This window comes from Nocardia callitridis (assembly GCF_039543305.1).
Taxonomy (GTDB): Bacteria; Actinomycetota; Actinomycetes; order Mycobacteriales; family Mycobacteriaceae; genus Nocardia; species Nocardia callitridis.
In genome coordinates this window covers 38,967-51,650 of record NZ_BAABJM010000003.1, presented here as the reverse complement: position 1 = coordinate 51,650, position 12,684 = coordinate 38,967, and the positions used below count along the sequence as shown (strand labels likewise).

Annotated in this window: 14 protein-coding genes; 6 read left to right on the top strand and 8 right to left on the bottom strand. The window is 66.4% G+C overall.

Annotated elements, in window-relative coordinates; genetic code table 11:
* Position 1: 1 nt before the first annotated feature.
* A complete protein-coding gene (locus tag ABEA50_RS17840) occupies positions 2-880 on the top strand; it encodes a potassium-transporting ATPase subunit C (RefSeq protein WP_345496676.1) in 879 nt (292 codons plus the stop codon).
* Between the two features lie 189 nt (positions 881-1,069).
* Here ABEA50_RS17840 and ABEA50_RS17835 read toward each other — a convergent pair whose 3' ends face one another.
* Positions 1,070-1,720 (bottom strand): maleylpyruvate isomerase family mycothiol-dependent enzyme, encoded by a 651-nt coding sequence (locus ABEA50_RS17835; RefSeq protein ID WP_345496675.1) that lies wholly within the window; start codon positions 1,718-1,720, stop codon positions 1,070-1,072.
* Between the two features lie 69 nt (positions 1,721-1,789).
* On the opposite strand from ABEA50_RS17835, the gene ABEA50_RS17830 reads away from it, so the two are divergent.
* Positions 1,790-2,719 carry a MerR family transcriptional regulator gene (locus tag ABEA50_RS17830; protein ID WP_345496674.1) on the top strand — a complete coding sequence of 310 codons (930 nt, stop codon included), beginning with the start codon at positions 1,790-1,792 and terminating at the stop codon, positions 2,717-2,719.
* A gap of 152 nt (positions 2,720-2,871) precedes the next feature.
* Here the strand turns inward: ABEA50_RS17830 and ABEA50_RS17825 are convergent, their stop codons facing one another.
* The 5 genes from ABEA50_RS17825 to ABEA50_RS17805 all read right to left on the bottom strand — a co-directional run bounded on the left by ABEA50_RS17825 (position 2,872) and on the right by ABEA50_RS17805 (position 6,700).
* Positions 2,872-3,378, bottom strand: coding sequence for a nitroreductase family deazaflavin-dependent oxidoreductase (locus ABEA50_RS17825; protein WP_345496673.1), 507 nt, complete (start codon positions 3,376-3,378; stop codon positions 2,872-2,874).
* A 28-nt stretch (positions 3,379-3,406) separates the two neighbouring features.
* The gene (locus ABEA50_RS17820; RefSeq protein WP_345496672.1) at positions 3,407-4,024 is read right to left on the bottom strand and encodes a TetR/AcrR family transcriptional regulator; all 618 of its coding nucleotides are present in this window, start codon (positions 4,022-4,024) and stop codon (positions 3,407-3,409) included.
* A 135-nt stretch (positions 4,025-4,159) separates the two neighbouring features.
* Positions 4,160-5,254, bottom strand: a complete 1,095-nt coding sequence (locus ABEA50_RS17815; RefSeq protein ID WP_345496671.1) for an ABC-2 transporter permease — start codon at positions 5,252-5,254, stop codon at positions 4,160-4,162.
* Positions 5,255-5,336: 82 nt separating this feature from the next.
* The gene (locus tag ABEA50_RS17810; RefSeq protein WP_345496670.1) at positions 5,337-5,918 is read right to left on the bottom strand and encodes a TetR/AcrR family transcriptional regulator; all 582 of its coding nucleotides are present in this window, start codon (positions 5,916-5,918) and stop codon (positions 5,337-5,339) included.
* 26 nt (positions 5,919-5,944) lie between these two features.
* Positions 5,945-6,700, bottom strand: a complete 756-nt coding sequence (locus ABEA50_RS17805) for a DJ-1/PfpI family protein (protein ID WP_345496669.1) — start codon at positions 6,698-6,700, stop codon at positions 5,945-5,947.
* 9 nt (positions 6,701-6,709) lie between these two features.
* Between ABEA50_RS17805 and ABEA50_RS17800 the strand changes: the two genes are divergently transcribed.
* The 4 genes from ABEA50_RS17800 (at position 6,710) to ABEA50_RS17785 (ending at position 10,490) form a co-directional block, all read left to right on the top strand.
* On the top strand, positions 6,710-7,672 hold the full coding sequence (locus tag ABEA50_RS17800; protein ID WP_345496668.1) for a GlxA family transcriptional regulator: 963 nt from the start codon (positions 6,710-6,712) through the stop codon (positions 7,670-7,672).
* A 159-nt stretch (positions 7,673-7,831) separates the two neighbouring features.
* Positions 7,832-8,989, top strand: coding sequence for a phosphotransferase family protein (locus tag ABEA50_RS17795; protein ID WP_345496667.1), 1,158 nt, complete (start codon positions 7,832-7,834; stop codon positions 8,987-8,989).
* 2 nt (positions 8,990-8,991) lie between these two features.
* Complete coding sequence (locus ABEA50_RS17790; RefSeq protein WP_345496666.1) at positions 8,992-10,098, top strand: hypothetical protein; 1,107 nt, start codon at positions 8,992-8,994, stop codon at positions 10,096-10,098.
* Positions 10,099-10,286: 188 nt separating this feature from the next.
* Positions 10,287-10,490 carry a cold-shock protein gene (locus ABEA50_RS17785; protein WP_345496665.1) on the top strand — a complete coding sequence of 68 codons (204 nt, stop codon included), beginning with the start codon at positions 10,287-10,289 and terminating at the stop codon, positions 10,488-10,490.
* Between the two features lie 96 nt (positions 10,491-10,586).
* Here ABEA50_RS17785 and ABEA50_RS17780 read toward each other — a convergent pair whose 3' ends face one another.
* Together ABEA50_RS17780 and ABEA50_RS17775 are read right to left on the bottom strand one after the other, a co-directional pair.
* On the bottom strand, positions 10,587-11,273 hold the full coding sequence (locus ABEA50_RS17780) for a hypothetical protein (RefSeq protein ID WP_345496663.1): 687 nt from the start codon (positions 11,271-11,273) through the stop codon (positions 10,587-10,589).
* A complete protein-coding gene (locus ABEA50_RS17775) occupies positions 11,270-12,667 on the bottom strand; it encodes a condensation domain-containing protein (RefSeq protein WP_345496662.1) in 1,398 nt (465 codons plus the stop codon). Before ABEA50_RS17775 ends, ABEA50_RS17780 begins: the two co-directional genes overlap by 4 nt.
* Between the last annotated feature and the right edge of the window lie 17 nt (positions 12,668-12,684).

Sequence of the window (12,684 nt, the reverse complement as noted above, 5' to 3'; positions counted from 1 at the left end):
TATGCGTACGCCGACCTGGCTCAGACAACATTTCGCCGCGCTGCGCGCACTGCTCGTATTGACCGCGATCACCGGATCGGCCTACCCGCTCACCGTTCTCGCGGTGGCGCAGCTGCCGATGCTGCACGACAAAGCCGATGGGTCGCTGGCTTATTCCGGCGACCGGATCGTCGGCAGCAGCTTGATCGGCCAGTCGTACACCGACGACACCGGCGCCGCGCTGCCACAGTATTTCCAGGGTCGCGCCTCCTCGGCCGGGTCGGACGGGTACGACCCCACGGCCAGTTCGGCGAGCAACCTCGGTCCCGAAGACATTCTCGATACCCCGTCGCGGCCCAGCCTGCTCAGCACGATCTGCGCGCGCGGCAAGGAGATCGGCGAGCGCGAAGGCGTGGACGGCCGCCGCCCCTACTGCACCGATTCGGGAGTCGGCGCGGTGCTCTCGGTGATCGGCCCCCGCGAAAGCAACGGCGACATACCCCGTCCCGAGCGCGTCGTGAGTGTGAACGAACCGTGCCCTCGACAGTCGTTTCTCGCCACCTATCGCGGTGTGGCGGTCGAATGTGCCGATCCCACCGCCGATTACCGCGTCGGCCGCCTGACACCGATCGTCGGCGACGCACCGCGCACCCCCGCGATTCCCGCCGACGCGGTCACCGCCGGCGCCAGTGGCCTCGACCCACACATCTCCCCCGCCTACGCCGACCTGCAAGTACGCCGAGTAGCACTGGCCCGCAACATCTCCGAACAAGCTGTCCGGCAACTGGTGGACGCGAACACCACCACACGAACCCTGGGTTTCCTCGGCGAACCCCACGTCAATGTGTTGGGCATCAACACCGCCCTCGACCGCGAATACCCGGTGCGGCAGGCGGAATGAGCACCGTATGCTGGCGCGGCGATACTGATTCGCCCTCGATGATTGCGCGCCCGCCTACACGCGCCGAGAATCGGACTGCGACGCGCTCAGCAGCATCATCGCTGCCGCACACCAACCAGCGTGAGAGCCACAGTTACCCAAAGTTTTTCGGTCTCCGCACTCGCGTGAACGAGCACCGATGCGACGGTCTCACGAACCCGCGATCAATTCCGCAGCGCCAGCGCCAGCGAGACTGCCGAGCGAGATTCGGCGTCCCGTGACGAGCAGCAGCAGCGCGGAAACCGGACCTTCGACGAGCAGACCATCACCGGCCGTCCACTCCACGTCCGTCGCCACAAGTCGATAGTTGCGGAACTTCTTGCGCGCACCGAAGGGAGCGCTCGATGTCCACACCCGATCAATCGCCGACCGCGCGGCATCGACGGGCATGTCGCGGTCGATGCCGAGTGGGCCGGCGATGTCCTGGCCGTGCACGAGCAGATCCATCAACCGGTCGACGGGGGTCGTGGGGCCTGGCGATACACGAAGCTCGACACGATCGCGCAGCTCGTCCAGCAGCCGCGCCGTCGTCACCTGGTCCGCGTGCCGGATGGCAGAGTCGCGGACCGCGCGGTCGAAATTGCCGCGCGCGCGGATCACGTTCAGCAGAATCCAGCCGATCGAGGCGTCCGAGGATTGGACGATGTGGGCGACGACATCACGCACCCGCCAGCCCGCACACAGCGAGGCCCGCTCCCACTGGGACTCTGTCAAGGTCTCGAGCAGGCCGATCAGGCTGGTTCGCTCGGCGACGACAGCTCGCCAGATCTCGTCGGTGCTCATCGTTGCCGCCTTGTTCATGGTGATCTCCTCGCTCGTGGGTGTGCGGAGTACCGTAAGAACTCCACCGAGGTGGAGGTGCAAGCAGGCGTGACGGACAACACATATTCCGGTTCGGTGAGTATCGGCGAGCTGTCGCAGCGCACCGGCGTTCCGGTTCGCACAATCCGCTTCTACTGCGACGAGGGCGTCCTCGATTCCCGACGCACCTCGGGCGGACACCGCGTGTTCGATCCGACCACGGTGGTCGACCAACTGCTGCTGGTCCGTCGGCTACGCGCGCTCGGCCTCGGCCTGACCCCGATCGTGGACGTCCTGCACGGCACGATCTCACTCGAGCAGGCGCTGGCCGCGCAACGCCGCGCTCTCGACACCGAACTCGACGCGCTGACCTGGCGACGTGCCGCCCTACGGACGGTCGAGTCCGCGCCCGCGACTGAGCGCACCGCCCGGCTGGAGCTGATCGCGGCGGTGCAGGATCCACGTGCGGCCTCGGATGCGATCTCGTCGTTCTGGCGGCGCATGCTCGCGCCAGCCCCTTCGGCGATGTTCGACGACTTCGTGGCGATGAACCTGCCGGATCCGCCCGCCGATCCGACCGTGCACCACGTGGTCGCCTACGCCGAAATCGTGGCCCTGGTCGCCGATCCCGCGTTCGCCACCGCCATGGCACGTCAGGTGTGGCGATCCGACCACATCGCCGCACCGCACCGGCACGCGCTGCTCGCCGAGATGTCGCTGGCATACGAAGCTGCCGCGTTCCGCATCCTCGACGACGAAAACCCCCGCCCAGGAACCGAACTCGACCAGTTCGTCGCAGCACACGCCGCCGCCCGAGGCGAACGCGACACCCCGCGTCTCCGTCGACAACTCCTCCTCGACAACCCCGACCCCCGCGTCGACCGTTACTGGACCCTCACCGATACCTTCCGCACCACCCCCACCGTCGGCACCGCCGCCGCCTGGCTGGATACCGCCCTCGCCGTCTCCGTCGCGACGGACGCACCGCTCGTTTCGTGACGAGCACGCGCGGGCCTCGGCGCACACCGACGCCCTGTCTCGCGACCGAGGACCGCGGTCACCAACTGCTCCACCGTCGAGTGGCCGTACTCGGTGAACCGCAGCACGATGAGTATCGCGCCGACAACAGGATCGCGGCGCACGCGATCCGGTCAGCCGTGTGCGAGGCGGAGTTCGATGATCGGTAGCGCGGGGTCTGCCTCATCGATGGTGGCGCCGAGGGTGTTCTCGATGGCGGGCTTCATCTTCGCCCACGCGCGAGCATTTCGAGCCGCGTAGTCCTGCAACGTCGCGGCGGCGCGGTCTTGCGGGAGGACCGATGCGGTCGCGGCCCTGCGACCGTGACGACCCACCCACAGGTGAACCTCCGGTTGCGCCTGGATGTTTCGGAACCACTGTGCGGCGGTACCGAAGCCGGACACCACGACGTAGCTGTCCGGTTCCGGATGGTCCACGACCTCGAGGACCACATACCGTCGAGCCCCCGACTTGCGACCGACGTGCTCGAGCATGAGCACGCGTGGCCCGAGCAGGAAACCCAGGCGAGCGCGATAGATCCAGATCGGCGCCCGCATCAGGTGACGGTTACGCAACGCGCGGGTAGCCACCGCGACCAACCGGTCGGTGGTCCTCGATGGCACCGAAACGGGTTCGGTCATCATGAATCCCCTTTTCTCTCAAACTGTTTCACTCATGTCCCCGGCCGCCGAGCCCATTTCGGTAGATCGTCGACACCTCGTCACCCCACCGCCGCAGCCCCTGCCTCGACAGCGGATCCACCCCCGTCACCGCCGCGATATGTGGACGCAAGGTGAGCACGGCGAGGTCGTTCACCAAGAGAAACGCCGCGCGCACGTCGGGATCCTCGCCGACCTCGGCCGCTCCGGTGCGACTCATCTCCGTCAATGCGGCACGACTCACCGAGAACAATTTTCCGAACAGCTCGCCACCAGCAGCGCTGTTCCCCAACAACATTCGACCCAGATAGGCGGGAATCGGCGATTCAGCAGGCAGCCGCCGCGATACCGCCTCAGCCATGCCTCGCGACTGCGCGGAGCCTTCCTCCGCCTCCGACACGGTGACTTGCTCGAGCACAGACTCGAACACGGCGGCCGCGTGATCGTCGACAACCCCGCGCAAATTTTCCTTGGTCCCGTAATGCCGCATCACCAACGCCGGCGAAACACCCACGGCCCCGGCGATATCCCGCACGGTCACCCCCTCGACACCACGCTCGGCGAACAACGCGAGCGCACCATCCCGAATCCTGGCCCGCGCTGTCCGATCATTCTCGAGTGAACACATGTTTACTATTGTAAACAGATGTTCACATCACGCAAACCACCGCTGACGCCGACAGGCTGCGGATTCGACGGCGGACAAGATGATCTCGACCGCTCGAGCCGTTGACACCAAGCCATGAGTCAGCAGTAGAGACTGCTACGCGTGCAGGTCGGTGGGGATATCGGACGAGGTTTCGCGTCCACCGACGTGCCTGCCGCGCCATATCCAGAACACCGCGATGGACACCAGCGCCCACGCCGCGAGAACCAAGAACGGGAACATGTGCTGGTGCCCGGCGAAGTACACCGCGGTGTGCTGCGCGTTGACGGACGCGCCGGGCGGCAGCCAGCGGCCGATGCTGCCGAGAACCGAGGGCAGCAAGGGCCAGGACACCGCACCACCGGAGGACGGGTTCCCGAGCAACACCATCAGCCCCCACGTCGGGATCATCGCCCACCGACCGAACAGGGCGCTGAACATCGTGTTGATCATCCCGGAGGTGAACATCGTCAACGACAGGATCAACCACGACTCGGGAAACGGCAGGTCGAGGGCACCCAACCACCAGTCGACCACCCCCACGATCACCAATCCACCCAGCAGTGCGTAGGCGAGGGTGAAGGCGATCCGCTCCAAGGGATTCAATCCCCGCGCGTGCACATTCAACTGAATGGCACCGACGAAACCGATGATGACCGCGGCGAGGGTGATGTAGAAAATGGCAAGTCCGCGTGGATCACCCGCTTGCAGCGGATTGACGTCGGTGATCGCCACCGGCACGCCCGCCTTCTGCCCCACCGCCTCGGCGGCCTCCGAAAGCATCTGTGCTACAGACGATCCCGAGGCACCGGAGACAGCGACGGTTACTCGGTCGCCGCCACTGCCGTCGAGGATCGCGAATACCCGCTGCGCCTCCACCGCATTCTGCGCGGCCACCCGACTGTCATAGACCCCGACATCCAACGACCCGTCGAGCGCCTTGTTCATCCCGTCCAGAACCACCTGCTCCTGTCCTGGCACCGCCGCGTGCGATCGCACCGCGGCGACAGGAATGTGATGGGGCGTCGGATTGGCCAAGGTGTAGGTGTAGGAGCCCGCGAACAAGCCTGCCGCGACCGCGAGAATCAGCACCAGGTTCGTCGCCGCGAGAAACGGTGATCGCCGGAACGCATCCCATCGTCCGCCCCGCGCTACCGAACCGCCCGCGGCACCGGGGTCGGGTTTTGCCTGCTCGATCTCGTTATCGGGCATACGCACACCCTAGGACCGAGCCGTCGTTCGCCAAGGCGACCCGCCCGAGACCCGCGAAGAACAGCGCCTCGGGCGCCCACGATCACCCGACGCCGAAAGCGGCCTCCCAAGCGGCATCGATCATCCGGAAGATCTCCGCCACCGCGGCGTCCGGGTCGTTGGCCGTGCGGGCCAGCGGATGCGCGTCGACCACGAATCGCGCGATCGCACGGCAGGCCGTGGTCGGCTGCGGCAACCCCCACTCGTCGGCGATCGCGCCCGCCAGCGAATCCGCGTGACGCAGCAGCATCGCGTGCTCGTATTTGCGCAACTCGGCGGACCCGTCGATCATGCGCCAGATCGGCGCCGACTCCTCCGCAGCACAGTGGCGCACCATGGTCAGCATCGCGTGGCGCAGCGCGGGGATGATCGCGGCCCCCTGCGCCCGCTCGGTGACCGCCGCGGTGAGGCCGCGCTCGAAGTCCGCATCCTGTTCGAACACCAGCGCCTCCTTCGAGGCGAAGTGCGAGAAGACCGTGGTGACGGCGACGTCGGCCGCGGCGGCCACCTCGCGAATACCTACCGCGTCGTATCCGCGTTCCAGAAACAGCCGCAGCGCGGTGTCGGCGATGGTTCTGCGGGTCGCGGCCTTCTTACGTTCGCGACGTCCGGTCGGCACGGTCACGGCGTGATGCTATCAAATACAAAACACTAACCGTTAGCCTCCGACGTCGCCGAGACCGGCTCGGGCGTCCACGGGTACTCCATGACCCGGGCCACCAGACGAGCCATGTCGGTGCTCTCGAGGCGGGCGACGAGATGAAGTGCCATGTCGATTCCGGCGGCGACGCCCGCGCTGGTCACGATGGACCCCGCGTCCACCCACCGTTGCCCGGTGCGGACCTCGATGTCCGGGTATCGCGAGGTGAGGTCGTCGAGGACGCTCCAGTGCGAGGTGGCGGGAAGTCCCGCGAGGAGCCCGGCCGCGGCGAAAACCAAGGCGCCGTTGCATACCGACGCCATGAGGGTGCCGTCGGCGGCGAAAGACCGCAGGCGTGACAGGTGCCCCTGGTCGGTTTGCAGGGTCTCGATTCCCGCACCACCGGGGTGGACGAGAAGATCCGGCCTCGGCTCGTCATCGATGGCGCCGTCGGGTGTCACCGTCAAACCGAGCCCGCATCGGACCGGTTGCCCGTCGAGGCTCACTGTGCGGACGACCACGTCACGCTCGGTCAGTTCTTGCCAGAGCCGCAGCGCCTCCTGCGGCCCAACCGCATCCAATTCTTCGACACCGTCGAACAACAACACGGCGACCCGGTAAGGCAGTGGGCTTGTCATCGAACTCATCAGTTCCCTTCTGGCAGAGCACATAACGTGGCAGGACAACGCCTCGTCCTTGCGATTCTGCGCGACCACCACCGCCACGGCGAGTAGCAGAAAACCCACGCTTCGATAGATTTCTGCCATGCTGGCTCGGTGACACCCGCGCAGCCGGTTCGACGGCACCGTATTGCCGTGCTCGCGCTGGACCACGTGGTCGCGATGGAAGTCGGTATGCCGTTCGCCATCTTCGACGGACCCGACCTGCCCTACGAACTGATGCTCTGCGGTCGCACCGCAGGGCCCGTCGAGGCGGACAACGGCTTCTCCCTCGTCGCCACACACGGCCTCGACGCCGTCGCCAGTGCCGACACCGTGATCGTGCCGGCCTTTCGCGGCTACCTGGACGGCGCACCCGAGGACGCGGTGGCCGCGCTGCGCCGGGCGCACGAACGGGGTGGCCGCGTCGCCTCGATCTGCACCGGGGCGTTCGCGCTCGCTTCCGCCGGATTGCTCGACGGTAAGCGCGCGACAACACACTGGCTCTGCGCGGACGAACTCGCGCGCCGCTATCCGAAGGTTCAGGTGGACCCCACCGTGCTCTATGTCGACGCGGGCGATGTCGTCACCTCCGCGGGCGTGGCCAGCGGCATCGATCTCTGCCTGCACCTGCTGCGCCGTGACCACGGTGCGGCGGTGGCCAATACGGTGGCTCGCGAGATCGTCGCCGCGCCGCACCGGGAAGGCGGACAAGCACAGTTCATCGAACGGCCACCGACGCCGCCGACCAAGACGAACCTCAGCGCGACGCTCGAATGGGCCCTCACCTGCCTCGACCAGCCGCTGACGGTCGCCGCGATGGCCGCGCACGCGCGACTGCCCCTGCGTACCTTCGCGCGCGTGTTCGTCGCAGCGACCGGCGCCACCCCGAACAAGTGGCTCAACGCGGCGCGCGTAGATCTGGCACGGGAACTGCTCGAGACCACCGACGCCACCGTAGATAATGTCGCCAGGCGCTGCGGTCTCGGCACCCCGGCGAATTTCCGTCACCATTTCCATCGCAGCACCGGCACCACCCCCAGCGAATATCGCCGCAACTTCACCGTTGTGCGCTTCTGACGCCCCTCGCCACGATTCGTGGTGGCCCGGAATCGACGAATTCCCTGCCGACATTATTAGAACGCGTTACATTTCTTTGACCACACCCATCCGCGCTCAGCTCGTAGCTCCACGGAATGCGTTGGCATACAGTCGCTTCCATCTGTTCAGGAGGTCACCATGGCGGCCGAGTCGGACCCGGAACAGCGTCGGCAACTGACGACCAGCGCGCTCGATCTCGAAGATCTCGCGCGGCGGCTCACGCCCTGGTTGGGCGCGCGACTCGGTGGCGACGACCCTCCTCGGATTTCCGCGCCGACCCGCCCACAGGCCGGGGGGATGTCGAGTTCCTCGGTATTGCTCGACGTGTCGTGGCGGGTGGACGGGCAGCTACACCGTGACTCCTACGTGGTGCGTATGGCTCCGGAGCCGGGCTCGTTCCCCGTGTTCGAAACCTACGACCTCGCCGCGCAGTACGCGGTGATGGCGGGTGTCGCCGCACACACCGATGTCCCGATTCCGCCGCTGTGCTGGCTGGAGACCGATGCCGCGGTGCTCGGCACGCCGTTCTTCGTCATGCGTCGGGTGGCGGGTCGGATTCCCGAGGACAACCCGCCGTATGTGTTCCTCGGGTGGTTGTTCGATGCCACTCCCGCCGAACGACTGCGGCTGACCCACGAGACCGTCGACGTCATCGCCAGGATCCACGCCATTCCCGAGCCCGCGACGAAATTCCCGATCCTGGTCGGGCCCGGCACGGGTTCGGCGCTGCGGCGTCGTGTGGACGCCGACCGCGCCTGGTATCGGTGGGCGCTGGCCGATGACGGCTACCGAATTCCGCTGTTGGAGCGGGCCTTCGACTGGCTGGAGCACCATTGGCCGACCGATTCGGGACCGGAGGTGCTCAGCTGGGGCGATGCACGGCCGGGCAACATCATCTACGACGGCTTCACCCCTGCGGCCGTGCTCGACTGGGAAATGGCGACTCTGGGTCCGCGCGAACTCGACATCGCGTGGATCGTGTTCATCCACCGCTTCTTCCAGGACCTCGCCACCCGCTTCGACCAACCCGGCCTGCCCGACTATCTGCGGCGCGACGACGTCGTCGACCACTATCAGCGAATCACCGGATACACGGTGCGCGAACTGGATTGGTACCTGGTGCACGCCGCACTGCGGCACGGCATCGTGATGGCGAGGATCAAGCGGCGGATGATCCATTTCGGGGAGGACACCGACACCCCCGACCGTGACGACTACGTGATGCACCGGCCGAGCCTGGAGGCCTTGCTCGCGGGCACCTACGACTGGGATCGACCGCTCAGAGAACAGGATTGAGCATGCCAACCACTCCGGTAGCACTCGATGAGTTCCCCATCCATCAGACGCCGCTGTCGATGGCCCGCGTCGCCAGCAGCGACCGGAACTTCTACGACCGCAGCTACCTCAACGCCCATGACCGCACCGGGGGAACCATGCTGGTCACCGGGCTCGGGGTGTATCCGAACCTGGGTGTGATCGACGCGTACGCCGCCGTCCGGCGCGGCGACACGCAGCGCGCGGTGCGCTTCTCCGACGCGTTGCGCGAGCGTGACCTGCACCAGCGGGTCGGCGGCTATCGCATCGAAGTCATCGAGCCGCTACACCGCCTCCGAATCCTGTGCGAGCACGACGATCTCGGCATCGACCTCACCTGGACCGGCGCCTTCCCCGCCGTTCAGGAACCACCCCATCTGATTCTGGCGGGCAATCGACCGATCATCGATGCCTCCCGGTTCGCGCAGGTCGGTTCGTGGTCGGGCACCCTCTGTGTGGACGGCACCGACATCACCGTCGATCCTGAGGTGTGGACCGGCACCAGGGATCGTTCGTGGGGTATTCGTCCGGTCGGCGAGACCGAACCGGCGGGTCGTGCCAATGCCGAAGGTGCGGGCGGGTTCTGGTGGTTGTACGTGCCACTGCGGTTCGATGATTTCGCCCTCGTGGTGATCGCCCAGGAGAACCCGGACGGTTACCGCACCCTCAACGACGCGGTGCGGGTGTGGCCCGACGGTCGGGTCGAGCAACTCGGTTGGCCGCGCATTCACATCGAGTACCGCCGCGGCACCAGAATTCCTACCGCAGCTCGGTTGACTCTGACCACTCCCGACGGCAAGCCACTCGAGGTGGAGATCACCACCCATACCTACCTCCCGCTACACATCGGCTGCGGTTACGGCGGCGACCCGGACTGGGGGCACGGCCAATGGAAGGGCCCCGCCTGGTCAGCCAGCGACGCGTACGATCTCACCGAACCCGCCGTCGCGGGCCGCATCCCCTGGGGCGTCATCGACCACGTCGCCCATGCCCGCTGCCAGGGCGCCGAGGGCTGGGGCCTGTTCGAGCACGCCAGCCTCGGCCGCCACGACCCCACCGGCTTCGCCGACTGGACCGCCGTGGCACCCTGAACCCCCGCCGCGGGGGACGTGTCCGAAGTCTCATGCCATCGCTGACCGGCCACGGACACTGCCGCAAGTGCGCTGACCGGCCCGGTCGAGTGGGCAAGTTGCGGGATTCGTGGCATAGTGGTCTTTCGAGACCGGGCTTATCAAAGAATTTTGCGCGGCTCACCTACAGAAAAGAAGTTGTAAAAAACATGGCTCAAGGCAGTGTGAAGTGGTTCAACGGCGAAAAGGGCTTCGGCTTTATCGCCCAAGACGGAGGCGGCCCTGACGTCTTCGTGCATTACTCGGCTATCGGCGGGACCGGCTTCAAGTCCCTCGACGAGGGCCAGCGCGTGGAGTTCGAGGTTGGCCAGGGCCAGAAGGGTCCGCAGGCCCAGGACGTCCGCGTCATCTAGTCTCAGCGTGACTTGCAGAAGGCTCCGCACCTTTCGGTGCGGGGCCTTTCTCGTTGTGTAGCAACAAGTTCTGTGTAGCAACGCGTTCCGCGAGACTCAGGTCACCAGTTCCATCTGGCCACGCGGATCCCACGGCATCGGACCGGTCGGGAAGGCGAAGCGAACCAGTCGGTGCGGCGCGGCATCCTCGATGTGCACCACCGCCGGCGGCAGGAATCCACTGAGCACCTTCGCCAGCATGTTGTTCAGCCCGGAAAGCCGCGGCCGCAGCCTAATCTGCCAACAGTCGATTCCGCCGGCGGGCACTTCGATCACGCCGCGATGCTCGACCTTCACGTCGAGCGGAATGTGCACCGAGAATGCCAGCCACATCGCGATATTCGCCTCGGCCCCCGCCACCAGGTCGAGGCCGCGCAACAGCGTGATACCACCCGCCAGCGGCATGAGATCGGTGGGAAAGGGCGCGACACCCTCACCGATCTGCAAGTGCGCCGTACCGAGGAAATTGGCCTCCTCCCGGCTCACCACCGTGGCACGAGAACGGGTTTCGGCCCGGTAGCTGGCCGCGAGGAGACGATCGCCAGCACGCTCGAACCGCTGCTCGATGGTGATCGAGAAATTGCCGTCTCCCGAACCCGCCTCGATGATCGACCGGTACCCGTCACGGTCGTGGCCGATCACGCTGACCAGATCGAGGGTCGGCCGTTGGTCGGCGATACTCACCGCGTAGACGGACTTCTCCCCGTCGGGGATGCCCGGATCGCGAAAGACGGTGTCGCTCATCGGGTCCCTTCCTGCGCGGCCGCGTCGAAAATCGATCGTAGCCGCGTCACATAGCGTTCCACCGAGGAATGCGCCACCGGAGTATCCGGGTAGATGACGCTCAGCGTGGTCTTCGTCGCCAGTCGGTTGATCCAGATCAGCACCTGTTCGGACGCCGCGCGATTCGCGTACACGCCGATCTCCGCCGAGTCGAAGAACTCGTTGCCGAGCAGTTCCCTGGCATCCACATACGAGATCATCGGGCACGACCAGCCCGGTTGCAGATCCAGATCCGAGTCGGCGGGCAACAATTCGACCACGCGTTGGAACGAGGTCGGGGTCAGCCGCAACCCGTTCTCGTAGGCGTGTTGGGCTCGCTTCACCACCCGGTCGAACGAGGTGGCACCGAGCGGGAACGCCACGGGAAGCAAGGTCGCGTACCAGCCCACCGAGCCGCGCTCGGCCGCGGTGGCCCTGGTGGTCACCGCGGTCATGCCGAAGTAGTAGTCGCTGTCGACCAGCTCCGCTTCCGTGATCGCCGCCGCCGCGAAGATGCCGCCGACGAACTCCGCGCCGTTCGCACGACACCGCCGCTCGAACCGCGACGCGGAATCCTCGTCGAACAGGGTGACCGTGCGGTGCGCACTGCGGTTGTAGACATCGGTGCGCTTGCCCAGATCCAGCGGGAACGACGGCAGTCGACCCTCGTTGCCGCGGATCAGTTCCAGCCACTTCTGCACCCCCGGCGAGGTCAGCGACATCTGCGCGGTGAATGCCCGCTCGTTGGTGCAGTAGTCGAGGTAGCTGGCCGTGGGTTCCAACACCTCCGGCGTCTCGTCCCAGACCTCGCGCGAGTAGAGCAGCGCGAGATCGAACCCGGACAGGTACTGGCCGAACCCGTCGGTGTGCAGGTGGTCGATCGCGAGGTAGACCGTGGTCGACTCCTCCCGCTCCAGCACGCCGAAAGTGAAACAGTCCCAATCGAACAGGCCGGGCGTCGTCTTCTGCACGTGGTCGCGGATGGTGCCCGGGTCATCGACCCAGCCGTGCTCGATCGGCACGAACTCGACATCGGCTTCGGGAACCAGATGACGCTCGACCTCGCCCTCCGAACCGAGGCGAAACCACGTACGAAAAGTGTCGTGCCGCAGGACGAACGCGTTGACCGCACGGGTCATCGCCTCCAGATTCACCTCACCGGGGATCTCGGCGGTGACCAGACACAACCCGGAGTATCGAAACTCCGCGGCGGAATGCTGGGCGGCCGCCCGCAGGTACTGCTCCTGCTGGTGCGAGGGTGGCGCCGGGTGCACCGGTGCCGACCTCGCGCGTGCGATCGAATCTTGGGACGCCACCCAGCTGGTCAGGCGGCCGGGCGGCGGCTCCCACTCATCGATCAGGCCGAAATCGACCATGCCACAACCTCGTTTCG